We start from the raw sequence: 25,058 nt of genomic DNA on the forward strand, positions 1-25,058 counted from the left end.
AAAATATCAGAAAAAATTCTAGCCAACTCAAGTGTTTTCAATGTTTTTGATGAAATTTTGGAAACAGTTGGTACAGTTACCAATATTGACAGGGTATATTATTTTGAAGTAAATGAAGAAAAAAGAGTCATTTCTCAAAAATATGAATGGACAAATTCTAAAACAGAACCACAAATTGATAATGAGGAGCTCCAAAATTTACCTTTCGAAGTGATACTGGATATGATTATTCCACTCAAAAAAAATAAAAATTACAATAAAATTGTAAACGATATTTTTGAAAGTGATTTAAAAGAAATGCTTAAATCACAAAACATAAAATCAATTTTAATATTACCTATTTTCGTTAAAAATGCATTTTATGGGATAATTGGATTTGATGATTGCACCAACGAAAGATTGTGGACGGAAGACGAATTAAATATTCTTCAAACTTTAGTTAATAATATTACTTCGGCTATTGAACGAAATATTAATGAAAATATCATAAACGACAGTGAAATCCGTTTCAGACTTTTAGCTGATAATATTCCGGGTACCATTTATCTTTCAAAATATGATTCAAAATTTACAAAAATTTATTTGAACAATGAAATAGAAAATTTAACCGGATATCCAAAAGAAGATTTTTTAACAAACGAAATATCCTATTTAGATATTATTCACCCCGACGATAGAGAAAGAGTGATAAAAGACCAAAAATATGCATTAGAAAATGGTCAAAAAATTCATTTCATTTACAGAATCATTCACAAAGACGATCGAATTGTTTGGGTAGAAGAATTTGGTGATGTTATCATAAAAGACAATCAAGTCGAATTCATAGAAGGTATTTTTATTGACATTACCGAACGAAAATTGCAAGAAGCAGCCATCAAAGAAAAAGAAATGGCAATTGCGGCTAACAAAGCCAAATCAGAATTTTTAGCCAATATGAGCCATGAAATCAGAACTCCTTTAAATGGAATTATTGGTTTTACCGATTTATTGATGAGTTCAGAATTAGAAAAGTCACAGGCAAAATATATGAAAACTGTTAATCAATCAGCAAAATCTTTGATGAGCGTTATTAACGATATTTTAGACTTTTCAAAAATTGAATCCGGAAATTTAGAATTAGTTATTGAAGAAACCAAATTAACCGAAATTGCCCGAGAGGTGATCGATACCATTAAATTTGATGCTATCCAAAAGAAAATAGATGTTGATTTACACATCAATAATGACGTTCCGGTTAAGGTTTGGATTGACCCTATTCGACTCAAACAAATTTTAATAAATTTATTGGGTAATGCCGTCAAATTTACATCAAACGGAAAAATAAAATTAACTGTATCAGTGCTTGACAGAATTACAACACATCAAACTCGTTTACGGTTTTCTGTCATAGATACCGGAATTGGAATAAGACGTGAAAATCAAGCCAAAATATTTGAAGCCTTTTCACAAGAAGACAACTCAACAACAAGGCAATATGGAGGAACCGGTTTAGGACTAAGCATTTCGAATAAACTTCTTGCTTTGATGAATAGCAAATTACAGTTAAACAGTGAACCAAACAAAGGCAGTACTTTTTATTTTGACATTGATGTGCAATCCTCCAGTAAAGAAGGCGAATATATTCCTAAAAAAATCGAAGTAGAGGAAGAATATGTTTATCAAAATCAAGCTAATACAAATGTTTTGATTGTTGAAGACAATAATATTAATTCTCTTTTAGCAAAAACATTAATTAAAAAAATAATGCCAAATGCTAAAATTGTTACCGTTACCAATGGTTTAGAAGCTTATGAAAAATACCAAGAAGCATCTTTTGACATCATTTTTATGGATATTCAAATGCCTATAATGAACGGTTATGAAGCAACCAAAGAAATCAGAAAATTAGATACCGGAAAAACTGTTCCAATCATTGCTTTAACTGCCGGCACTGTTATTGGTGAAAAAGAAAAATGCCTGGAAATCGGAATGAATGATTATGTTTCTAAACCAATTATAAAAGGTAGCTTAGAAGAAATAATTGCAAGATGGGTGAAATAATGATAACTTTTTTTACTTTTATATAATTCAAAATTCAATACTATGAAATGGGAAGGTAGAAGACAAAGTTCAAACATGGAGGATCGAAGAGGAATGGGAACCACAGGAAAAGTGGTTGCCGGCGGGGGTTTAATCGGTCTGGTTTTTCTTGTTATACAAATGTTTATGGGCGGTGGTGACAATGCCCAACTAATGCAAGAACTGCAAAACCAAATGCAACAGCAACAAACAGAAACCGGTCCGGCTCAACCTTTAAGTGAAGCCGACCAAAAAATGGGTGAATTTGTTGCTACAGTTTTAGCCGATACAGAAGATGTTTGGCATAGAATTTTTGAGGAAAATGGTATAAAATATGTTGAACCAAAAATGGTTTTATTTCGTGGCTCTGTTCAAACAGCTTGTGGTGGAGCTTCGTCTGCCTCAGGCCCTTTTTATTGCCCCGGAGATCAAAAAGTATATATGGATTTAGACTTTTTTGATGAACTCCGAACCCGTTTTGGTGCAAAAGGCGGCGATTATGCCATTGCCTATGTGATTGCTCACGAAGTAGGTCATCATGTGCAAACACTATTAGGAACTTCAGGTGAAGTTCGTAAACTGCAACAAAAAGTAAGTGATGTGGAAAGTAATAAATTATCCGTATGTTTAGAGCTTCAAGCTGATTTTTATGCCGGTTTATGGACACATTATAATCAAAAATATCTAGAAGAAGGCGATATCGAAGAAGCTTTAAGTGCGGCTCAAGCGGTTGGTGATGATGCCATTCAAAAGAAAATGCAAGGCCATGTTGTTCCTGATTCTTTTACTCACGGAACTTCTGAACAACGTGTAAAATGGTTTGGTAAAGGTTTTAAAACGGGTGATATCAAACAAGGTGATACCTTTGCAACATTGAATTAAAATCAGTTTTAGATTAAAAAATTGTTCTTTTCAAAATAATATCTTCCCTTTTTTAAAACATTCGTAATTCGTTTTAAAAAAGGGATTTTTTATGAATTGTTTATCAATTATTGAAAGGCTCTTTTTTAATTTTGTACTTCAAATTTTTCAACATGAACGTTGGTATAGACAGCATATCTTTCGATATTCCTAAAATTTATTTACCTATTTCAACTTTAGCAATACATCGAGGCATTGAACCTGAAAAACTAACTAAAGGTTTGGGTTTACAAAAAATGAGTTTCCCGGATGTTAACCAAGATGTAGTTACTTTTGCAGCAAATGCTGCCTTAAAACTAATTCAGCAGGAAGATTGTAATCCGAGAACTATTTCAAGAATATATATAGGTAGTGAAAGTGGCGTTGATAGTTCAAAACCAATTGCTTCTTACGTACTTAATTTGTTAGAAAACAAATTAGGCCAAGGTTCATTCCGCAATTGTGATGTGGTAGATATGACATTTGCTTGTATCGGAGCTGTTGATGCTTTGCAAAATTGTTTAGACTATGTTCGATTAAATCCAACTAAAAAAGCAATTGTAATAGCCACTGATAATGCCAAATACGATTTAAATTCAACAGGAGAATATACGCAAGGTGCCGGAGCAATAGCAATGTTAATTACATCAAATCCCCGAATACTCAGTTTCTCTAACAAAGTGGGAGTTTCTACAGATGGTGTTTTTGACTTCTTTAAACCTAGAAGGTATCTTTCAAAAAATCAAGTAACCAACTCCACAGAAAATACGGAATGGTTTGGTGTAGTGGAAAATGAAATATCAATTTACAAAGAACAACCTGTATTTGACGGCCAATATTCCAATCAATGCTATATCAACAGAATTACGGAAGCCTACGAACATTTTAAAAAAGAAAGTCAACAAAGTGGAAAAATCTATCAAGACTGGTCTTCCATTTTGATGCATCTACCCTATTGTTTTCAAGGCAGAAGAACATTCATAGAAATTTTTTCCAAAGAAAATCCGGAATTGTTAACCAATCAATTGGGTGAAACAGAAAAGGACAAATTAAAAGCCCTAACTAAAAGTCCGGAATATTTAGAACTTATTAACCAAAAAATCTATCCCTCCGAAATTGCTTCCGGACAAGTAGGTAATATCTATACCGGCTCTATTTTTCTTGGGCTCCTCTCTTCTTTAAGTTATCATATGCAACAAAACACTACGTTGACCAATCAAAAAGTTGGCTTTATTGCTTATGGTAGTGGGTCAAAATCAAAGGTTTTCGAAGCAATTATTTCTACTGATTGGAAATCACAAATTGAAAAACTTTCACTTTTTGAAAACCTCAAAAATTGTATCGCTATTGACTTTGAAACCTATGAAAAACTACATAAAAAAGAATTAGAACAACCAATTTTAAAACCTAAAAAAGAATTTGTTTTAGATTTCATCGAAAAAGAAAACCCTGTCTTGATAGGTGCACGATATTATAAATTTATGGATTAAATTGTTATTGAAATTGATTTATCCCAACCAACCTTCCCTATCCAAACTTCTATATTGAATTGCCTCAGCAATATGTGTATGTTTTAGCAATTCTGATGCTTCTAAATCTGCAATTGTTCGGGCGACTTTTAATATTCTGTCATAGGCTCTAGCTGACAAATTCAGTCTTTCCATGGCTGTTTTAAGTAATTGTAATGATATTTCATCAAGCACACAAAATTCTCGAATCAGTTTACTGCTCATTTGAGCATTGTAATGAATCGAAGGCATAGAATCAAACCTGACTGTTTGTAACTCTCTCGCTTTGGTAACACGTTTTCTTATTTCAACGCTGCTTTCCGCTTTTCTGGTTTCGGTTAATTTTTCAAATGGAACGGGTGTTACTTCTATATGAATATCAATCCTATCTAATAGAGGACCGGAAATTTTACTCAAATACCGTTGCATTTCAGCCGGTGATGAACTTATTGGAGCATCCGGATCATTAAAATAGCCACTCGGACTCGGATTCATACTCGCAACCAACATAAAAGAAGAAGGATATGTAATCGTAAATTTTGCTCTAGAAATCGTTACTTCTCTATCCTCTAAAGGTTGACGCATGACTTCTAAAACTTCCCGTTTAAATTCCGGAAGTTCATCTAAAAATAAGACACCATTATGTGCCAATGAAATTTCACCCGGTTGAGGATAACTTCCACCTCCAACTAATGAAACAGAGGAGGCAGTATGATGCGGACTCCGAAAAGGCCGTTGGCTCATTAATCCGGCTTCTTTTGTTTTTCCGGCAACAGAATGTATTTTAGTGGTTTCCAAAGCTTCTTTCATAGTCATTGGTGGTAAAATACTCGGTAATCTTTTTGCCAACATTGTTTTACCGGAACCCGGTGGACCAATTAAAATAATATTATGTCCTCCGGCTGCTGCAATTTCCATACAACGTTTAATACTCTCCTGCCCTTTTACATCAGAAAAATCAAATTCTGGAAAATCTAATGTTCTGGAAAACTCTTCTTTTGTATCGATAATCGTTGGCTCTATGGTTCCATTTCCTTCAAAAAAATCAATTACTTGCAGTACATTTTCAATTCCATAAACGTCCAGACCTTCGACTATTGCAGCTTCTTTCACATTTTGAATGGGAAGAATAAACCCTTTGAAACCTTCTTCTTTTGCTTTTATGGCAATTGACAAAGCCCCTTTAATAGGTTGTAAACCACCATCTAAAGACAATTCTCCCATGATGACATATTGGTCTAATTCATCCGCTCTAATTTGTCCTGAAGCAACTAAAATACCAATTGCCAAAGTAAGGTCATAAGCAGAGCCTTCCTTTCTTAAATCGGCCGGGGCCATGTTGATGGTGATTTTTTTAACCGGTAAGGAATACCCGTTATTTTTGAGAGCAGCAGCTATTCGATAACTACTTTCTTTAATGGCATTGTCGGGTAATCCAACTAAGTGGTAGCCCACTCCTTTATCAATATTTACTTCTACGGTAATCGTGGTGGCTTCCACACCGAAAACGGCACTTCCAAATACTTTAACTAACATGGCGTATAAATTTATCTATGACAAATATCACAAATAGAATGATAAGAAAATAGTATTTTTGAAAATATTTTTATCATTCTCCGTGAAGACAATTAAAATCACCTCTCTATTTGCCTTTTTATTTTTTTATACCATAGTATTTTCACAAAGCGAAACTGAAAATGAACAACTATGGATAGGTTATCTCACCCAATCAAAAATTTCAAAAAATTATTCGTTATGGAATGATACGCATTGGGTTCCTGATAATTTTTATATCATAAGAACAGGCTTAACCTATCACTTTGACAATAAACTCAAAACTACAACAACGTTAGGATATGCATTAGCTTGGTTCTATCCGATGGAAGGTAAAGAAACTTTTAAATTTGAACAAAGACCTTGGGGACAAACTACCATTAGTCATTCTTCAAAATCGTTCAATTTTTTTCATCGTTTGCGTTATGAAGCAAGATTTAGGAGTGTTATCATTGCGAATGAAAAAACAAGTGAATATGATTTTAATTTTCGATTTAGATACCTTTTTCAAGCAAAGTTATATTTTAAAAACCAACCGAATAGTAATCGATTTTATGCCTTAGTTTCTGATGAAATTATGTTTAATTCAGGAGATGAAATAACAAACGGATTCCGTTTTGATCAAAATAGAATAGCAATAGGATTGGGTTATCAAACTAAAAACATGACCTTTCAATTGGCTTATATGAAACAAGTAATTCTTGCAAATACAACAGATACTCATAAAGTGAATCATAATTTACAATTTTTAGTATTTCATAATTTTGATTTTACAAAAAAACAAAATCCCTAGAAATATTTTCTTTAGGGATTTTTTTTTAAAGCTTAGCTTTTACTTTTTAAATTTAGAGATGCCTTCTCGTAACCAATCTTCATACAAATCAATATCAGGATCATAACTTGCAGGCTCATCTGAAATTGTAGTTCCCTCCGTATCTAAAATCAAATAATACGGTTGAGCATTGGCTTTGTATTTAGTGATTTGAAAATCACTCCATTTATTACCGATGGTTTTAATTTTTTTACCGGTTTCTTTTGAAACATATTTCTCATTTTCAGCTAATTCTTTCTTATCATCTACATATAATGAGATTAAAACTACTTCATTTTTTAGAATGGAAAGAATTATTTTATCTGACCAAACATAATCTTCCATTTTACGACAGTTCACACAAGCATATCCTGTAAAATCAAGCAGAATTGGTTTATTAATTTGTTTTGCGTAAGCTAATCCTTCTTCATAATCATGAAAAGCTATTATTCCATGTGGACCGGTATGTGCACCTTTGGGCAATGTTTGATGATCATTTAAATCTCCTCCACTTCCTATTCCTGTTGGGCTTTCACTATAATTCAAAGGTGGTGGAAACCCTGAAATAATTTTCAACGGAGCTCCCCACAATCCGGGAATTAAATAAATAGTAAAACTCAACACAAATAATCCCATAAACATTCTTCCAACAGAAATATGAACCATTGGACTATCATGAGGCAAACTTAATTTTCCAAATAAATATAACGCCCAAGCTCCAAAAACGGCAATCCAGATGGCTAAAAATGTTTCTCTTTCAAACCAGTGCAATTGTAAAACTAAATCGGCATTTGATAAAAATTTAAACGCAAAAGCCAATTCTAAAAATCCTAATGAAACCTTTACAGTATTTAACCATCCGCCTGATTTTGGTAAAGAATTCATCCAACCCGGAAATAAAGCAAATAACATGAACGGTAATGCAATTGCTGAAGAAAAGCCTAACATTCCAACAATCGGAGCAATTCCGCCTTTTGAAGCAGCTTCAACAATTAATGTTCCTACAATAGGTCCGGTACATGAAAAGGATACAACAGCTAAAGCCAATGCCATAAAAAAGATGCCGATAATTCCGCCTCTATCCGCTTGACGATCTACTTTATTAGCCCATGAATTGGGTAAAACTATTTCAAAAGCTCCCAAAAATGAAGCGGCAAAGAAAATTAACAAGCCAAAGAAAATAACATTGAACGATACGCTTGTTGATAATTCATTTAAGGAATCCGCTCCAAAAGCATAAGTAATAAGTGTTCCTAAAGCAACATAAATCACAATAATTGAAAGACCGTAAATGATAGCGTTTCTAATACCTTTGGCCCTGTCTTTACTTTGTTTTGTAAAAAAACTTACCGTCATTGGAATCATTGGAAACACACATGGCGTCAATAATGCTGCAAATCCGGAGAAAAAAGCAATGATGAATATCGTCCAAAGACCTTTCTTTTCGTCTTTTTTATCTACTTTTTCATTTTCTGCTTTTAACTCTTTTGCTGCTATTTTTTCATTTAATTCATGCTTCGATGTTGCAATAGAATCTACTGTTTCAACTGGAGAAACAACAACATTTTCTTTCACAGGCAATTGAAACTCAAAGTTTTTAAATTGTTGAATACACTGTTCTAAACAGGCTTGGTATTCTACCTCAACTTTTATTGATTTTAAAGCAGGATTTACAACTTTTACAACTTGAGAAAATTGTGCTGAACCTTCAAACATATATTCATCTACTTCAAAGATATCACTGTATACTTTTTTGTACTTACTTTCGGTTGTCTTTCCTATCAGCTCATAATTCCCTTTTGTATCTTCATAAATAAAAACAGAAGGCAATGAACCACCGTCTGGAGTGAATTGAGAAAAGAAATGCCAATCTTTTTGAATGGTTGCGTTAAATTTTAAAACAAATTCAGTTTCTGATTTTTGCTCAATTGACGTTTTCCATTTGACCGGATCTAAAATTTGTGCTTGTGTAATTGTAATTACAAAAAAAGTAAGCAACGTAAAAAATAAATTCTTCATTATACTAATTCTAATTTTAAGATAGTTTGTGTGTTTTCGGTTAGTTTAAATCGGTCGTCCATGCGTTTTCCAACAAGCCAAACAATTTGATTTTCAGAACATAAAAGCCAAGTATTTTCTTTTTCTATCAAAGAAAATTTTTCGTCTTTAAAAAACTTACTAAGCTTCTTTTTTCCGCTCATTCCAAAAGGGTAAAAATAATCACCTTCTTGCCATTTCCTAAGTTTTAAAGGAAATTTTAACGCATCTGCGTCCACAAAGATAGTTTTTGAATCTGATATTGATATATTGCTTACACTACTAAACCGCAACTTTAAGGGAAAATTAAGTTCCGATTGATTATCAGCAATAGTATATTCCTCCTCATTTTTAACTGCTTTGGGTTCTAAGAGGAGAGTTTCTCTATGTTTAACTAATCTGAAATGCTCAGAAAAGATTTGTTTTCCTGATTGAGCTTTCGCCAAATCATAAATATCTTGCCATGCCGAAAATCCGAAAGGTGATAACCATTGATACAAATACGCTTGGTAATTTGATAATTGAAGTAATTCTTTTAAGTCGATTATCTTTTGATTTTCGTCGTCTTGCACCACTTTTCGATAGACAATTCTAGAAGCATCATTCACCAACGATTGTGCTTGATTGAGATTTTGAATCGTTTTTTGAAAAGAATCTAAAAAGCTCGGATTCAATTCTTTTAAAATTGGAACTATTTGATGGCGAATTTTATTTCGTAAATATTTATCAGAAGAATTACTACTATCTTCTCGCCAAGAAATGTTATTTTCATTTGCAAAATTTTCAATTTCTTCTCTGGAAAAAACCAACAAGGGTCGGATAATTTTATCATTTTGGGAGGGAATTCCTGTCAATCCTTCCAAACCTGTTCCGCGAGAAAAATGGATTAAAAACGTTTCTAATTGATCGTCTAAATGATGAGCGGTTAAAATAAAATCAAAATTTTCTTTTTCCAATAATTCATAAAACCATTCATAACGAAGTTTTCGGGCTGCGAGTTGAATGGATAATTTTTCATCTTCGGCAAATCTTTTCGTATCGAATTTTTGAAAAAAACCTTGAATAGAATTTTTATGACAATACGATTTTACAAAAACCTCATCATCATCACTTTCAATATCACGAAGTTGAAAATTGCAATGGGCTACAGCGATTTGTAAATTTGAATTCGATAATAATTTCAGTAAAACCATACTATCCAAACCACCACTGACCGCAACAAGAATTTTAGCCTCTCTTAAAAAGGAAAAATTAGTTGACAAATGGTTTTGAAATTTAGAAAACATTTTCAAAAGTAAGGATTTTTGAGAGAATGAAATAATGAGCAACTATTTCAATACTTCAAACATTGCTTTTGCTTTCAACAAACATTCTTCATATTCGCCTTCGGGAGTTGCTTCGGATGTGATGGCACTTCCAACGGAAAAAGATAGGTATTGATTTTCAGCATTATATAAAATACTGCGAATCACAACATTAAAATCAAAATCACCTTCGGGAGTGAAATAACCAACGGCTCCGCTGTATAATCCACGTTTGGTTTCTTCTAATTTTTCAATAATCTGCATCGCAGAAATTTTTGGAGCACCGGTCATACTTCCCATCGGGAAAGTAGTTTTGAGAATTTCAACCGGTGAAGTGGTGATTTCTACTTGAGAAACAACAGTAGAAATCATTTGATGCACTTGCTTAAACGTATAAATTTTGCACAACTCTTCTACTTCTACCGAACCTTTTGTGGCGGTGCGAGATAAATCATTGCGAACCAAATCTACAATCATAATATTTTCGGCTCGTTCTTTCGGATTATTTTCTAAATCCATTTTTGATTGTTCATCTAAAATTGGGTCCAGATTTCTTCTGGATGTTCCTTTGATGGGTTGCAAAATAACTTTGGTTCCTTCCTTTTTTAAATACCTTTCGGGTGAAGCGGACAATAAATAATGATGACTATTTTTAAAATAAACAGCAAAAGGCGGTTCAGAAATTTTATTTAGTTTTTGATAGATTTCCAAAGGGTTAATTTGTACTTCTTCGGAATAAAATTCCATGCAAAAATTAGCTTCATAAATGTCGCCGTGATGAATATGTTCGAGCATTTTGGAAACTTTCACGAGGTAAGCTTCATTCGAAATTCGTTGTTGAATTTTAATCTCTCGTAATCCCGAAGATTCGGGAGCAAAGTGGGAAGTTGCTTTCGCATTCAAAATTGCTGAAAAATCATCGGCTATTTCATCATCACAAAGTCTTAAATACTGAACTTCCAATTGATTTTCTTTCAAAAAAAACAGCTTTTTAGGTTGAAAGAAATACAAATCAGGAAAGGCTAATCCGTCAAAATTTTTAGAAGTTAAAGCCTCTGTATCATTTTTTAAATCATACGAAAGGTAGCCAAATAACCAGTCTTTGGTATGTGATTGGTATTGTTGTAAGTCTTCAAAAGCATTAAAATAATCGGTTTTAATAGACGTAAAAGCATCTACTGCCAAAACCGCATCATAAGTCGAATATTTTTGATGGTACTTATTCGTGTCTAAAAAAACTACTTCTTTGAATTGATTGGCCCATTCCAACAAATTACTTTTGAAGGATTCCGGATTTTCAAGAGTGAAACTTTTGACAGTTCTTAACATCGAAAAGTTATTTCAATTGATTTTCGAACTGGTGTAATTTTAATAAAATCTCTTTTCTCAATTCTTCGTTGGTGATTGTTTTTTCTGCTAAAGAAAAGTTTTCTTTAAACGAAGGAAAGGAAAATGTATCAACTACTTCTCCACCAAAACGCGGAATCAAATTTTTTACTACTTCCAACGAACTCATACCTCCTCTTGCTCCTGTTGATGCACTAACAAGAAATACTTTTTTACCTTCAAGGAATTTTCGATCCAATCGCGACAGCCAATCCAACACATTTTTAAAGAATGCAGAAGGATTACTATTGTGTTCATTCACAGAAATAATAATTCCTTCAGAAGCTTGAATATGCTTATAAATTTGATTGATTGAAGATGGAAAACCATTTTCGCGTTGCTCATCTTCACTGTAAACAATCAAGTCCATATCAGACAATTTGAATAATTCAAACGTTGACTCTTTCAATTGAGTAGTCAAATAGGTTACTAATTCGTGATTAATTGAAGTAGAAGAATTACTTCCGGCAAAGGCTAAGAGGGTAGACATGGCTATTTTTTTTTGTAAAGGTAAGGAAGAATTTTATTGTTACAAACCTTAAATAAAATGACTCTAAAAGAAAACCCCGTCAGAGTTTTGAATGTTGACGGGGTTTAAAATAAAACGTTGAATTATATTTTACACATGCAACGCACGGTTTTCTGTTGCAGCCAAAGCCGCTTCTTTTACCGCTTCAGCAAAAGTTGGATGAGCGTGACTCATTCTTGAAATATCTTCGGCACTGGCTCTAAATTCCATTGCAGTTACTGCTTCGGCAATTAAATCGGCACAACGTGGGCCAATCATGTGAACGCCTAGCACTTCATCGGTTTTCGCATCAGCTAATATTTTCACAAATCCGTCCGTATCACCGCCGGCTCTTGCTCTTCCTAAAGCTTTAAATGGGAAACTTCCCGATTTGAAGGCTACTCCTTCTTCTTTTAATTGCTCTTCTGTTTTTCCAACAGCGGCAACTTCCGGCCAAGTGTATACCACACCCGGAATTAAATTATAATCAATGTGCGGTTTTTGTCCGGCTAAAATTTCGGCAACCAATACTCCTTCTTCTTCCGCTTTGTGAGCTAGCATGGCTCCACGAACTACATCGCCAATAGCATAAATATTTGCGGCTGTTGTTTGCAAATGATTGTTTACTTCAATCTGACCTTTATCGGTTACTTTTACTCCAGCTTTTTCGGCATGTAAACCATCCGTATAAGGTCTTCTTCCAACAGAAACCAAACAATAATCTCCTTCTAACGATAAAATTTCTCCTTTTGGAGTTTCGGCTTCAACAGTTACAATTTTTCCTTTGCGGTTAACCGATTTAACTTTATGTGAAGTATAGAATTTCATTCCTTGTTTTTTCAACACTTTGGTTAATTCTTTCGACAAAGAAGCATCCATTCCCGGAATAATTCGGTCCATAAATTCTACTACAGAAACTTGTGCACCCAAACGAAGGTACACTTGCCCTAATTCGATTCCGATTACACCTCCACCAATAATGACTAGATGTTTAGGAATTTCAGGTAATTTCAACGCTTCAGTTGAAGTGATAACTTTTTCTTTGTCTAATTTTATGAATGGCAACGAAGAAGGTTTTGAACCTGTTGCAATGATTGAATAGTTAGCTTCAATGGTCTCCGAAGAACCATCATTTTTTGTCACTTTTACATGGGTTGCATCTTCAAACGAACCCACTCCTTCAAAAACAGTAATCTTATTTTTATCCATCAAAAACTTGATTCCACCCGTTGTTTGGTCAACCACAGCTTGTTTTCGGGCAATCATTTTTTCCAGATTTACTTTCACTTTACCCACTTCGATACCGTGCTCTTCAAAATGAGCCACAGCATCGTGGTAATGATGAGAAGAAGAAAGTAAAGCTTTAGAAGGGATACAACCCACATTTAAACAAGTACCGCCTAAAACCGAATATTTTTCGATAATAGCCGTTTTAAATCCTAATTGTGCACAACGAATGGCAGCCACATAACCTCCTGGACCGGAACCGATGATAGCAACATCAAATTGACTCATATATATTTTTATTTAGTAGTTAAATATCAGTTAAACGACTGCAAAATTACGAATGTTTTTGGTACTTTTAAGAATTGCTTTAGTAAACTTTTTCAAATAATAAAATTCGAAAGTTACTCATTCGTAACCACTTATAAATCAACACAAAGCAATGAAATCGTTTTCGTAGATTTCTCATTTTCATGACATTTATCATCTTTATTGGAGGTAAATTTAGTGACCTTTGGAGTATAAGATTTTAAGTTATAATCAAATAAAAAATAGACGTTAAATAAATAAATTTTAGTACCATGAAAAATATCAAAGTCATTCAAGAGCTTCACGATTTGGGAATCACAGGTTACCACGAAGTTGTTTACAATCCTTCTTATGAAGAATTATTTCAAGCCGAAACTTCTCACATGAGAAAAGGATATGAAAAAGGAGCCTTAACAGATACTGGAGCTGTAGCAGTAAAAACTGGAGTTTTTACAGGCCGTTCTCCTAAAGACAGATATATTGTTAAAGATGAAATTACTGAAAATACCATTTGCTGGGATGGGAAAGTTAACTTTCCAACTACAAATGAAATTTGGAAAGATTTAAAATCATTAGTTTTAAAACAACTTTCCATCTCTAAAAAAATATATGTGGTGGATGCATTTTGTGGAACCAATCCAGACACTCGTTTAAAAGTTCGTTTTGTAATGGAAGTGGCTTGGCAAGCTCATTTTGTAACCAATATGTTTATTCGTCCTTCCATTTATGAACTAGAAAATTTTGGTGAACCTGATTTTATTGTGATGAATGGTTCTAAAACAACTAACCCAAATTGGAAAGAACAAGGCTTAAATTCTGAAAACTTTGTAGTTTTCAATTTAACTGAAAAAATCCAAATTATTGGTGGTACTTGGTACGGTGGTGAAATGAAAAAAGGAATGTTTGCCATGATGAATTACTACCTTCCTTTAAAAGGAATGGCTTCAATGCATTGTTCTGCTAATGTAGGAGAAAAAGGAGATGTAGCTGTTTTCTTTGGATTATCAGGTACAGGAAAAACAACACTTTCTGCCGATCCAAAACGTTATCTAATTGGTGATGATGAACATGGTTGGGACAACAATGGGGTTTTCAACTTTGAAGGAGGTTGTTATGCCAAAGTAATCGACTTAAGCGAAGAAAATGAACCGGATATTTGGAGAGCAATCAAACGGGATGCCTTATTAGAAAATGTAGTGGTAAATGAATATGGTGAAGTCGATTATTATGACCATTCAATTACTGAAAACTCTAGAGTTTCATACCCAATTTACCACATCAATAAAATTGTATTACCGTCAAAAGCAGGTCATGCTAAAAAAATAATTTACCTTTCTGCTGATGCATTTGGTGTGCTACCTCCAGTGTCTATTTTAAATGATGACCAAGCTCAATACCATTTCTTATGTGGTTACACCTCTAAGTTGGCAGGAACAGAAAGAGGAATTACTGCACCTGAACCTTCATTCTCACCTGCTTTCGGTGAAGCGTTTTTAACTTTACATCCAACCATGTATTCTAAAACATTAATTGGAAAAATGAAAGAGCACGGAGCAAAAGCATATTTAGTTAATACCGGTTGGAATGGTACCGGAAAAAGAATTTCATTGAAAGATACACGTGCCATTATTGATGCCATTTTAAGTGGTGAGATTGATCAAATGGAAACAAAACACATTCCTTTCTTGAATTTAACTGTTCCAACATCATTACCAAATGTAAGTAAAGGTATTCTTGATCCAAGAGACACTTATAAATCAGAAGAAGAATGGGAAGTGAAAGCCAAAGATTTAGCTTCACGCTATATCAAAAACTTTGAACAATATACTGATACAGAAGAAGGTAAAAAATTGGTTTATGCCGGTCCAAGCTTAGAAAATGTATTAGCATAACTCAAAAGCAAACAACACTTGTTTTTCTCAAAACCCGATTGGATTTTTCCGTCGGGTTTTGAATTTTTAACGTTTATTAGTTAACTGACTCATAATTAATAGTACCTTTGCAGGCTATTTTATTGAAATGAGATTACACAGAAATTTAGTTTACACTACGATCGATTCCTTGAATGCCATATTTAACGAAGGTGAATATGCCGATAAAGTGGTCGCTAGAGCATTAAAAAAAGACAAACGTTGGGGAAGTTCAGATAGAAAATTTGTGGCTGAAACCATCTATGAAATTGTTCGATGGAAACGATTATATGGCGAAATTGCTGAAGTAAAAGAACCTTATGACCGTGATGATTTATGGAGAATGTTCGCCGCTTGGGCCGTTTTAAGAGGCTACCCAATACCTGATTGGAGACAATTGGAAGGAACTCCGCAACGCAAAATCAAAGGTCGTTTTGATGAATTATCCAAAATAAGAAAATACCGTGAATCTATTCCTGATTGGATGGATGAAATGGGTGTAAAAGAATTAGGAGAAGAACTTTGGTCGAAAGAAATTGCTGCTCAAAACCAACAAGCTCAAGTTATTTTAAGAGTAAATACCTTAAAAACAACAAAACAAAAATTGCGTGCAATCTTGATGGATTTAAACATCGAAACAGATTACCTTGAAAAACAAGCAGATGCCTTAGTCTTGAAAGAGCGAGCAAATGTTTTTTTAACCGATGCTTTTAAAGAGGGATTATTTGAAGTACAAGATGCAAATTCACAACTCGTAGCTGCCTTTTTAGATGTAAAACCCGGAATGAAAGTAGTTGACACTTGTGCCGGTGCAGGTGGAAAAACCTTGCATATGGCATCCTTAATGGAAAACAAAGGGTTGTTAATAGCAATGGACTTATACGAAAGTAAATTAAAACAATTAAAACTTCGTGCAAAACGAAATGGGGCTTTCAATATTGAATACCGTATTATTGATTCTACGAAAGTAATTAAAAAACTATACGAAAAAGCTGATCGTGTATTAATCGATGCTCCTTGTAGTGGTTTAGGTGTTTTAAAAAGAAATCCCGATAGCAAATGGAAACTACAACCGGAATTCATAGACAATATCCGTAAAGTACAAGCAGAAGTTTTAGAAAGTTATTCCAGAATTGTAAAACCGGGTGGAAAAATGGTTTATGCTACCTGTTCTATCCTACCCTCTGAAAACCAAGAACAAATTAAGCGTTTCTTAACTACTGAAAACGGTAAAAACTTTACCTTTGTACAAGATAAAAAAATTCTAGCCTCCGAATCTGGTTTTGATGGGTTTTATATGGCCTTATTAGAACGTAAAAACGAATAATTACATGAAAAAAATCTACTCTATTTTATTGTTATTAGTTGTAACGCTTGGGTTTTCTCAGCAAGCATATTACAATGGAATTAACTTTAGTTTAAACGGTCAACCGCTCAAAAATCAATTGGCTCAACTGATAATTACTACTCACACCAAAGAACTTAGTTATTCTCAAGTTTGGAATGCTTTAAAAATTACTGATTTAGATCCTTCTAATTCTGCAAATTTATTGTTAGTATACGGTTGGGAAAATGGTTCCGATGGTGATGTAACCAACGACTTAAGCAGAAATAAAAATGATAATGGTGGCAGTAACGGTCAATGGAACCGAGAACACGTTTATGCTCAATCTGTTGGAACACCTGACTTAGGTCAAAGTGGTCCCGGAGCTGATGCTCACATGCTTCGTGCTTGTGATGTACAACGCAATGGCACGCGAGCTAACAGAAAATTTGCTACTGGCTCAGGAAATTCTACTGTTGTCGGTGCAAATTGGTATCCCGGTGATGAATGGAAAGGTGATGTAGCCCGAATCATTATGTATATGTATCTTCATTATGGGAATCAATGCTTGCCTTCAAATATTGGAGTTGGAGCCAATGCAGATGCCGGTGATGATATGATTGATTTATTTTTAACTTGGAATGCGGAAGATCCTGTTTCACAAACTGAAATAAATAGAAATAACTACTTGACTAATGCAAATAATACATACGGTCAAGGAAACAGAAATCCATTTATTGATAATCCTTATTTAGCTACAAAAATTTGGGGAGGACTCCCTGCTCAAGATATTTGGGGAACTTTATCAACTACACAAATGGTTGCTTTTGAGTTTAGCCTTTATCCAAATCCAACCAATGACAGAAGAATTAATATAGATTCTGAAATGGAAGTGGATGAAATTCAATTAATCAATATCAATGGTCAATTGATGCAACAAATTCAAAAACCAACTCGAACTAATAATACGTATACGATTGAAAATTTACCTCCCGGATTTTATTTTATAAAAATATCTTCTAAAAATCAATCTATTACTAAAAAAGTGATTGTAAATTAGTTACTTTATTTAAAAAAAAATACCTCAAATTAAATTATAATGAAAAAAATTTACATCGTGGTGTACCTATTTTCATCACTTATTTTTGCTCAAAATTCAATAGAAACAATTCCCCCCGGATATTATGATAATGCGATTGGTTTTACAGGTTATACTTTAAAAACAAAATTGAAAACAATAATTACTAATGGACATGATGGTAATTCGTATGACAATCTTTTCACGGATATAAAAGGATTTAAAACTACCGATGTGGATCATTATTATGAAGATGATGGTTCTATTTTAGATATGTATTCTGAAAAACCCAATGCGACAGATGCCTACAACTATAGTTATTATGCCAACGACAAATGTGGTAGTTATCAAGGTGAATCAGATTGTTATAACGGTGAACATATAGTTCCACAAAGCACTTATAACTCACAAATGCCGATGGTTGGCGACATTCATCAACTTATTCCAACAGATGGATATGTAAACAACCGAAGAAGCAATTATCCTTTTGGTATTGTTGCTAATCCAACATGGACTTCAACAAATGGTTCCAAACTTGGTGACATATCAGTTACCGAATATTCCGGAAAAGCGTTCGAACCTATCGATGAATTTAAAGGAGATATTGCCCGGATATTATTCTATTTTGCCACTCGCTATGAAACGCAAGTAGACAATTATTCCTTTCCAATGTTTAATGGAACTGAAAATCAAGTATTCAAATTACCTTTTTTACAAATGCTAGTAGATTGGCATAATTCAGACCCTGTAAGCCAGTTTGAAATTGACCGTAATGATAATGCGTATATTTATCAAGGAAACAGAAACCCTTATATTGATCATCCGGAATATGTTCAACAAATTTGGAGTCAAGCCCTTTCTACAACAAATTTTGAGACATTGGCTACCATTTCAATTTATCCAAATCCAACCAATGACAGAAGAATTAATATAGATTCTGAAATGGAACTGGACGAAATTCAATTAATCAATATCAATGGTCAATTGATGCAACAAATTCAAAAACCAACTCAGACTAATAATATCTATACGGTTGAAAATTTACCTTCCGGATTTTATTTTATTAAAGTATCTTCCGAAAATCAATCTATTACAAAAAAAATACTAGTGAATTAATCTATTCATTTTTCACAGTAAAAACCTTCTCATTTTGAGAAGGTTTTTTTATGCCCTCCTATTTTATTTTAACTATTTTTAATGATGAAATTAAATTTCAAATGATAAAAACTTTTCTATTAATTTTTTAGAAGTTATCATCGGAAGTTAGTTTTACTATGCTTCTTCTTTATTTACTTAACGGTTTATATGGTAACTACCCTACTTTTTCAACTTCTGAATATGAAAATATAAGCCTTTTCAAAAACCAACATTCTTTTTTAGCCTAATAATATTTTGTTTTATGAATTGTCACAGGATTATTAGCGGTTTGGCTTGGACTTTTTTTAGCGAAATGAGAACCTTTTGCTAAAAAAATGTAACTTCGCAAACTATGACAGAAATTCAAATTGAAACAGCAAAAATGCTATTGACGAGTTCTAAAAAAATCGTCATTTTACCACATCGAAATCCTGATGGTGACGCCATGGGTTCAACCTTAGCTTTATACCATTTTCTGAAAAAACTAAATCACCAACCTATACTTATTTCCCCTAATGAATTTCCTGATTTTTTAGCTTGGATGCCGGGTTCAGAGACCGTTTTGATTTATGAAAAAGATAAAGTAGGTACAAAAGCAGTTTTAGAACAAGCAGAATTGATTTTTACTTTAGATTTTAATGCTCTTCATAGAACTGGAGAAATGGAACATGATTTGACTACACTCAAAGCTCCATTTATCATGATAGATCATCACCAAGCCCCCGATTCATATGCGGAAGTAACCTTTTCTGACACAACTTATGGTTCAACCTGTGAAATGGTTTATGATTTTATTGCGGATTTAAATGGTTTAGAATTAATAGATAAAACCATCGCAACTTGTTTATATGCAGGAATTGTAACAGATTCCGGCTCTTTTAAATTCCCAAAAACAACAGGAAAAACTCACCGAACGGTTGCTCATTTAATTGATTTAGGAATTGATAATAGTGAAATTCACAATTTGTTGTTCAACAACAATTCATTCGAAAGCTTACAATTATTAGGTAAAGCTCTTCAAAACATGAAACTTTTGAAAGCTCAAAAAACAGCTTATATTACTTTAACACAAGAAGAACTTGATCGCTATCACTTTAAAAAAGGAGATACGGAAGGAATTGTAAATTATGGATTATCAATCAAAGACATTATCTTTGCAGCCATTTTTATCGAAAATAAAGAAGAAGGAATTATTAAAATTTCGCTCCGTTCCATCGGTGATTTTGACGTAAATCAACTAGCTCGGGAACATTTTCACGGTGGCGGTCACATCAATGCAGCCGGTGGAAAATCATTAGTTTCGATGAAGGAAACCATTAGTAATTTTGAACAAATTGTAAAAAACAACCCTAATTTAAAATTCTAAATGAAACTTAACTATTTTAAATTCCTTATATTTTTTGGCATGCTATTCGCTTACGGTTGCAAAGAACCGGAAGCAAGAAAGCCCGTTTATAAATCGTCAGGTAGTTTTATGAAAGAGTCAATTGTTAGAAATAAAAAATTGATTGTAGCCGAAGAAAAAGCAATTGATTCCATCATTAAAAGTAATCCTGAAAAAAAATATCTTGCTTCTGAAAAAGGATATTGGTATACGTATGAAATACAAAACCAAAAAGATACTTTGCGACCTAAACGTGGGGATGTTGCTTTTTTTGACTATGAAATTTTTGATTTAAAAGGAAACATTATTTATACTGCATTAGAGCTCAGACCTCAAAATTATTTGGTCGATAAACAAGAAATAATGATTGGCCTGCGTGATGGTATAAAATTAATGCGAAAAAATGAAAAAGTGTCTTTTCTGTTTCCCTCTCACATCGCTTATGGCTATTTGGGTGATAAAAACAGAATTGGTTCAAATGTCCCGATTATTTGTACCGTTACCTTAACGGATTTTAAAAAAGAAAGTGATAATAATAATAATAATAATAACAGCTCAAATCAATAACTATTTTAAAAAATGAAAAAAATTGTATTTCTATTTTTAAGTTTGACTTCTCTTCTTCTAGTTTCTTGTGGAGAGAACTATGACCGTTTAGGAGACGGTATTTTTGGTGTCATAAAAACCGGTAAAGGGGAGATAATTGTATCCTTAGAATATAATAAAACACCTATAACCGTAGCAAACTTTATATTGTTAGCCGAAGGAACCAATAAGCATGTAACTTTAGAATCAAAAAAGGGAGTCCCTTTTTATGATGGTTTAAAATTTCATCGCGTGGAAGCTAATTTTATGATTCAAGGTGGTGATCCAAATGGAGACGGAACCGGCGGACCGGGTTATAATTTTATGGATGAAATAACCGATTTATCACACGAAGGTCCAGGTACTTTATCGATGGCAAATGCAGGTCCCGGAACGAATGGTTCACAATTTTTTATAACCCATGTTGAAACAAAGTTTTTAGATGGTAGACATACCGTTTTTGGTAAAGTAAAAGAAGGTCAGGAAGTAGTGAATGCTATTGCAAAAGATGATGTAATTGAGAGTATAATTATCGTTAGAAACGGTGAAGCAGCTAAAAAGTTTGATGCTGTGAAAGTATTTGATGACCGATTGAAAACAGAAGCAGAAAACAGAAAAAAAATGGAAGCGGAAGAGGCCATCAAAAAAGAGGCTTTTCTGGCTGAATTCAAAGAAGTTATAGATACAAAATTAGCCTTCTTCGAAACCCAGAAAAAAGCAGCTCAAAAATCAGCTTCCGGATTACAGTATGCTATTTATGAAAAAGGAAAAGGAAAAAAACCTGCAAATGGTTCCACTGTATATGTTCACTACGCCGGGTTTTTTGAAAGCGGAGAACTTTTTGACAGTAGTAAAGAAGATGTTTCAAAAGCTTTTGGAAAATTTGATCAAAATAGAGCCGATGCTAAAGCCTATACCCCATTTCCATTTCAATACGGTAATAAAACTGGTTTAATTCCGGGATTTTTAGAAGGATTAGAAAAATTAAACTTTGGGGATAAGGCTATTTTATTCATACCTTCTCAATTAGGTTATGGTGAAGCAGGTGCTGGCGGAATTATACCTCCAAATTCAAATTTAATTTTTGAAATCGAACTATTAGAAGAATTACCTAAACAATAATTATAAAATTAACAAAACATGAAAAAAATAATTTCAATTTTCATTCTATCCATTAGTTTGTCAACCCTTGCTCAAACTGAAAATGGTTTATACGCAGAAATTCAAACTATAAAAGGTAAAATCCTTTTAAAATTAGAGTTTGAAAAAACACCCATCACAGTAGCAAATTTTGTTTCATTGGCAGAAGGAACAAACATGGAAGTAACTGATGCCAATTTAAAAGGAAAACCTTTTTTCAACGGACTTAAATTTCACCGTGTTATTGCCAATTTCATGATTCAAGGGGGAGATCCAACCGGAACCGGAAGCGGTAACCCAGGGTACAAATTCGCAGATGAAATTACCGATTTAAAACACAATAGCCCCGGTATATTATCTATGGCAAATGCAGGCCCTGGAACGAATGGTTCACAGTTTTTTATCACCCATGTAGCTACTCCACATTTAGATGGAAAACACACTGTTTTTGGAAAAGTTATAGAAGGTCAAGATGTAGTGAATGCTATTGCCCAAAACGATATGATGGACAAAGTAACTATCATTCGCGTAGGAGATGCCGCTAAAAAATTTGATGCTCCAAAAGTTTTTCAAGGTAGATTAGCTGCTGAAATAGAAAAGCAAAAGAAAAAAGAAGAAGCATTAAAAGTTGAAAAAATAAAATTTAACGAATACGTTAAAAAAACATTTCCTAAAGCAAAAATTTCACCTTCAGGATTAGCTTATATAATTGAAAAAACAGGAACCGGTGAAAATGCAAAAGCAGGTAATAATGTATCCGTACATTATATTGGCGAATTAGATAATGGCAAACAATTTGACAGTTCTTATGAAAGAAATCAACCTATTGAATTTGTATTAGGACAAGGTCGTGTAATTCCGGGTTGGGAAGAAGGAATTGCGTTGTTAAATAAAGGAGCAAAAGTTAAACTGATTATTCCTTATTGGTTAGCTTACGGAGAAAGTGGAAGACCTCCGGTTATTCCTGAAAAAGCAACTTTGATTTTTAATACGGAACTAATCGAAATTAAATAATTTCTATTTAAAAACCGAAACCCGAAAAGTTTCGGTTTTTTTATGCTTTGAATTTCCAGTCAAATTCATCTTGATTTTTAATGATTGCACCCATTTCAACTTTTATCACTTGACCAAATTCAGCTTGTAAAATTATCCAATTCTCTTCATTGAAGTAATTGGTCACACTATCAAATACTTCCTCTTCAGATAATGTAAACCCTTTTTTTTCCAAAAAAGATTTCACTTCAATTAAGTCTTGACCAATCACTTTTTGATTAAACAAACGTATTTCAGGATTTGATATAATGATATAACCCAATCTGAAATCTTCTTCTTGATAAAAAGTTAAACGGGCTTTTAAAGCATTATACAATAAAATCTGATTATCATCTTCATCTTTAAAAACTGAATCTGCCTTTCCAAATAAACTTTCAACATCTTTTTGCTTCATCCCAAAAAGCAATTGATCTAATCCAAATTTAGGTTTAAGTTCCATGCTTACTTATTTTGAATAATTAATTTTTTTGTTAAGGTATTGAAACGATAGAATAAAAACACAGCTGCAGTTGACAAGCCGGCTAACAATCCAATCCAAACCCCAATGGCTTTAAGTTCTGTATACAATCCCAAGTAAATTGAAATTGGAAAACCAATCACCCAATAGGCAACAAAAGTAATATACATGGGAATTTTTACATCTTGTAAACCTCTCAAAGCTCCCAAAACTACCACTTGCAATCCGTCTGATATTTGAAACAAAGCGGCTACAATCAATAATTGTGAAGCAATGGCTACTACTTCCAAATTATCTTGTAAATGCATCGTTTGTTCCAAATTTAAAAAAGGAATTGGAAGTACTTTATGGAAAATAATAAACAGTAATGCAAAAACTATTTCCAACAAAGTAGCTAATAGAAAGATGGATACTGCAACAATTCGCAATTTTTTATAATCCTGTAATCCTTTTTGATTTCCCACGCGAATCATCGCTGTTACACTCAGTCCCATCGCAAACATAAACGTTAAAGAAGCCAAGCTCAATGCTATTTGATTAGCCGCTTGACTCGTAGTTCCAATCATTCCGCAGAGCCAAATTGCCCCGGTAAACAACGCCACTTCAAAAAACATTTGCAATGCGGATGGAGTTCCTAAATTGACAATTTTTTTAATAGTTGACTTCGAAATTTCCTCCCAACTGAATTTTTCAAAATAGGGATGGAATTTAGGTTTTTTCACCATCACATAATGCATAAAAGCCAACATGACAATACGTGCGGTAATTGTGCCAATAGCTGCTCCAACGATTCCCATAGCAGGAAAAATCCAAATTCCGAAGATTAAAAAATAATTGATAATTACGTTGACAATATTTCCAATAATCGTCGCCCACATGGAATATTTGGTTTCACTTTTTCCATCAGCAAATTGTTTATAAGCTTGAAACATAATCAATGGAATCAATGAAAAAGCTACGATATCTAAATAAGGTTTTGCCAATTCTACTACTTCTGCGGGTTGACCCATAAAAGCAATTAATGGTTTGGCAAAAAAGATGAGTAAAAACAAAATCACCCCAAGCAACGTACATAAAAACAGGCCGTTATGAAAGGCTCCTCTGCCCTTTTCGATTGATTTTTCACCATCCGCTTCAGCAACAATAGGGGTTATGGCAGTAGAAAAACCAATTCCCAATGACATGGCTATAAAAATAAAACTATTCCCAAGTGAAACTGCCGCCAATTCTTTGGGTCCCAACTGTCCCACCATCGCATTATCAACAATCCCCACAACAGTATGCCCTAACATTCCGATGATGATAGGATAGGCTAATCGCAGATTATAACCAAATTCTTGTGTGTAAGTTTTGAGTGTCATCATTATTTTATAACGATGGCAAAAGTATGA

20 protein-coding genes are annotated in these 25,058 nt (G+C 33.5%); 12 read left to right on the forward strand and 8 right to left on the reverse strand.

Features of this window, described 5'->3' with window-relative positions:
* The 3 genes from C0512_RS07690 to C0512_RS07700 form a co-directional block, all read left to right on the forward strand.
* Positions 1-2,040 (forward strand): ATP-binding protein (locus C0512_RS07690; protein WP_290860199.1); only part of this gene is annotated, 2,040 nt, incomplete at its 5' end.
* Between the two features lie 42 nt (positions 2,041-2,082).
* Positions 2,083-2,940, forward strand: a complete 858-nt coding sequence (locus C0512_RS07695; protein WP_290860201.1) for a neutral zinc metallopeptidase — start codon at positions 2,083-2,085, stop codon at positions 2,938-2,940.
* 152 nt (positions 2,941-3,092) lie between these two features.
* Positions 3,093-4,448: a hydroxymethylglutaryl-CoA synthase gene (locus C0512_RS07700; RefSeq protein WP_290860203.1), complete on the forward strand. Its 1,356-nt coding sequence runs from the start codon at positions 3,093-3,095 to the stop codon at positions 4,446-4,448.
* A gap of 18 nt (positions 4,449-4,466) precedes the next feature.
* Here C0512_RS07700 and C0512_RS07705 read toward each other — a convergent pair whose 3' ends face one another.
* Complete coding sequence (locus C0512_RS07705) at positions 4,467-6,002, reverse strand: YifB family Mg chelatase-like AAA ATPase (protein ID WP_290860205.1); 1,536 nt, start codon at positions 6,000-6,002, stop codon at positions 4,467-4,469.
* Positions 6,003-6,084: 82 nt separating this feature from the next.
* Here C0512_RS07705 and C0512_RS07710 point away from each other — a divergent pair, with 82 nt between their 5' ends.
* Entirely contained in the window at positions 6,085-6,813 is a 729-nt protein-coding gene (locus C0512_RS07710) for a DUF2490 domain-containing protein (RefSeq protein WP_290860207.1), read from the forward strand.
* Positions 6,814-6,852: 39 nt separating this feature from the next.
* Here the strand turns inward: C0512_RS07710 and C0512_RS07715 are convergent, their stop codons facing one another.
* The 5 genes from C0512_RS07715 to lpdA all read right to left on the reverse strand — a co-directional run bounded on the left by C0512_RS07715 (position 6,853) and on the right by lpdA (position 13,581).
* A complete protein-coding gene (locus C0512_RS07715; protein ID WP_290860209.1) occupies positions 6,853-8,850 on the reverse strand; it encodes a cytochrome c biogenesis protein CcdA in 1,998 nt (665 codons plus the stop codon).
* Complete coding sequence (gene tilS / locus C0512_RS07720) at positions 8,850-10,154, reverse strand: tRNA lysidine(34) synthetase TilS (protein WP_290860212.1); 1,305 nt, start codon at positions 10,152-10,154, stop codon at positions 8,850-8,852. Before tilS ends, C0512_RS07715 begins: the two co-directional genes overlap by 1 nt.
* A 42-nt stretch (positions 10,155-10,196) precedes the next feature.
* The gene (locus tag C0512_RS07725; protein ID WP_290860213.1) at positions 10,197-11,501 is read right to left on the reverse strand and encodes an anthranilate synthase component I family protein; all 1,305 of its coding nucleotides are present in this window, start codon (positions 11,499-11,501) and stop codon (positions 10,197-10,199) included.
* Positions 11,502-11,508: 7 nt separating this feature from the next.
* Positions 11,509-12,048, reverse strand: coding sequence for an NADPH-dependent FMN reductase (locus C0512_RS07730; protein ID WP_290860215.1), 540 nt, complete (start codon positions 12,046-12,048; stop codon positions 11,509-11,511).
* 129 nt (positions 12,049-12,177) lie between these two features.
* Positions 12,178-13,581, reverse strand: coding sequence for a dihydrolipoyl dehydrogenase (gene lpdA / locus C0512_RS07735; RefSeq protein ID WP_290860217.1), 1,404 nt, complete (start codon positions 13,579-13,581; stop codon positions 12,178-12,180).
* A gap of 290 nt (positions 13,582-13,871) precedes the next feature.
* On the opposite strand from lpdA, the gene pckA reads away from it, so the two are divergent.
* From pckA to C0512_RS07775, 8 genes are all read left to right on the forward strand, one after another.
* A complete protein-coding gene (pckA, locus tag C0512_RS07740) occupies positions 13,872-15,491 on the forward strand; it encodes a phosphoenolpyruvate carboxykinase (ATP) (RefSeq protein WP_290860219.1) in 1,620 nt (539 codons plus the stop codon).
* Between the two features lie 127 nt (positions 15,492-15,618).
* Positions 15,619-16,836: a methyltransferase domain-containing protein gene (locus C0512_RS07745; protein WP_290860221.1), complete on the forward strand. Its 1,218-nt coding sequence runs from the start codon at positions 15,619-15,621 to the stop codon at positions 16,834-16,836.
* A 4-nt stretch (positions 16,837-16,840) separates the two neighbouring features.
* Entirely contained in the window at positions 16,841-17,893 is a 1,053-nt protein-coding gene (locus tag C0512_RS07750) for an endonuclease (RefSeq protein WP_290860223.1), read from the forward strand.
* Positions 17,894-17,932: 39 nt separating this feature from the next.
* Positions 17,933-19,027 carry an endonuclease gene (locus C0512_RS07755; RefSeq protein WP_290860225.1) on the forward strand — a complete coding sequence of 365 codons (1,095 nt, stop codon included), beginning with the start codon at positions 17,933-17,935 and terminating at the stop codon, positions 19,025-19,027.
* Between the two features lie 373 nt (positions 19,028-19,400).
* Positions 19,401-20,414, forward strand: coding sequence for a bifunctional oligoribonuclease/PAP phosphatase NrnA (locus C0512_RS07760; protein ID WP_290860227.1), 1,014 nt, complete (start codon positions 19,401-19,403; stop codon positions 20,412-20,414).
* Positions 20,415-20,999 (forward strand): gliding motility-associated peptidyl-prolyl isomerase GldI, encoded by a 585-nt coding sequence (gldI, locus tag C0512_RS07765; protein ID WP_290860229.1) that lies wholly within the window; start codon positions 20,415-20,417, stop codon positions 20,997-20,999.
* A gap of 12 nt (positions 21,000-21,011) precedes the next feature.
* Positions 21,012-22,139 (forward strand): peptidylprolyl isomerase, encoded by a 1,128-nt coding sequence (locus C0512_RS07770; RefSeq protein WP_290860231.1) that lies wholly within the window; start codon positions 21,012-21,014, stop codon positions 22,137-22,139.
* 18 nt (positions 22,140-22,157) lie between these two features.
* On the forward strand, positions 22,158-23,171 hold the full coding sequence (locus tag C0512_RS07775; protein ID WP_290860233.1) for a peptidylprolyl isomerase: 1,014 nt from the start codon (positions 22,158-22,160) through the stop codon (positions 23,169-23,171).
* 40 nt (positions 23,172-23,211) lie between these two features.
* Here C0512_RS07775 and C0512_RS07780 read toward each other — a convergent pair whose 3' ends face one another.
* On the reverse strand, positions 23,212-23,649 hold the full coding sequence (locus tag C0512_RS07780; RefSeq protein ID WP_290860235.1) for a hypothetical protein: 438 nt from the start codon (positions 23,647-23,649) through the stop codon (positions 23,212-23,214).
* A 2-nt stretch (positions 23,650-23,651) separates the two neighbouring features.
* Positions 23,652-25,028: an MATE family efflux transporter gene (locus tag C0512_RS07785; RefSeq protein WP_290860268.1), complete on the reverse strand. Its 1,377-nt coding sequence runs from the start codon at positions 25,026-25,028 to the stop codon at positions 23,652-23,654.
* Between the last annotated feature and the right edge of the window lie 30 nt (positions 25,029-25,058).

This window comes from Flavobacterium sp. (genome assembly GCF_013822155.1).
Taxonomy (GTDB): Bacteria; Bacteroidota; Bacteroidia; order Flavobacteriales; family Flavobacteriaceae; genus Flavobacterium.

What these genes read in the sequence shown, in the direction of transcription:
- pckA (WP_290860219.1), top strand. Translation starts at nt 13,872, where the DNA reads ATGAAAAATATCAAAGTCATTCAAGAGCTTCACGATTTGGGAATCACA.
- C0512_RS07715 (WP_290860209.1), bottom strand. Translation starts at nt 8,850, where the DNA reads ATGAAGAATTTATTTTTTACGTTGCTTACTTTTTTTGTAATTACAATT.
- C0512_RS07780 (WP_290860235.1), bottom strand. Translation starts at nt 23,649, where the DNA reads ATGGAACTTAAACCTAAATTTGGATTAGATCAATTGCTTTTTGGGATG.
- tilS (WP_290860212.1), bottom strand. Translation starts at nt 10,154, where the DNA reads ATGTTTTCTAAATTTCAAAACCATTTGTCAACTAATTTTTCCTTTTTA.
- C0512_RS07695 (WP_290860201.1), top strand. Translation starts at nt 2,083, where the DNA reads ATGAAATGGGAAGGTAGAAGACAAAGTTCAAACATGGAGGATCGAAGA.
- C0512_RS07750 (WP_290860223.1), top strand. Translation starts at nt 16,841, where the DNA reads ATGAAAAAAATCTACTCTATTTTATTGTTATTAGTTGTAACGCTTGGG.
- gldI (WP_290860229.1), top strand. Translation starts at nt 20,415, where the DNA reads ATGAAACTTAACTATTTTAAATTCCTTATATTTTTTGGCATGCTATTC.
- C0512_RS07760 (WP_290860227.1), top strand. Translation starts at nt 19,401, where the DNA reads ATGACAGAAATTCAAATTGAAACAGCAAAAATGCTATTGACGAGTTCT.
- C0512_RS07785 (WP_290860268.1), bottom strand. Translation starts at nt 25,028, where the DNA reads ATGACACTCAAAACTTACACACAAGAATTTGGTTATAATCTGCGATTA.
- C0512_RS07745 (WP_290860221.1), top strand. Translation starts at nt 15,619, where the DNA reads ATGAGATTACACAGAAATTTAGTTTACACTACGATCGATTCCTTGAAT.
- C0512_RS07700 (WP_290860203.1), top strand. Translation starts at nt 3,093, where the DNA reads ATGAACGTTGGTATAGACAGCATATCTTTCGATATTCCTAAAATTTAT.
- C0512_RS07730 (WP_290860215.1), bottom strand. Translation starts at nt 12,048, where the DNA reads ATGTCTACCCTCTTAGCCTTTGCCGGAAGTAATTCTTCTACTTCAATT.
- C0512_RS07770 (WP_290860231.1), top strand. Translation starts at nt 21,012, where the DNA reads ATGAAAAAAATTGTATTTCTATTTTTAAGTTTGACTTCTCTTCTTCTA.
- lpdA (WP_290860217.1), bottom strand. Translation starts at nt 13,581, where the DNA reads ATGAGTCAATTTGATGTTGCTATCATCGGTTCCGGTCCAGGAGGTTAT.
- C0512_RS07755 (WP_290860225.1), top strand. Translation starts at nt 17,933, where the DNA reads ATGAAAAAAATTTACATCGTGGTGTACCTATTTTCATCACTTATTTTT.
- C0512_RS07775 (WP_290860233.1), top strand. Translation starts at nt 22,158, where the DNA reads ATGAAAAAAATAATTTCAATTTTCATTCTATCCATTAGTTTGTCAACC.
- C0512_RS07725 (WP_290860213.1), bottom strand. Translation starts at nt 11,501, where the DNA reads ATGTTAAGAACTGTCAAAAGTTTCACTCTTGAAAATCCGGAATCCTTC.
- C0512_RS07705 (WP_290860205.1), bottom strand. Translation starts at nt 6,002, where the DNA reads ATGTTAGTTAAAGTATTTGGAAGTGCCGTTTTCGGTGTGGAAGCCACC.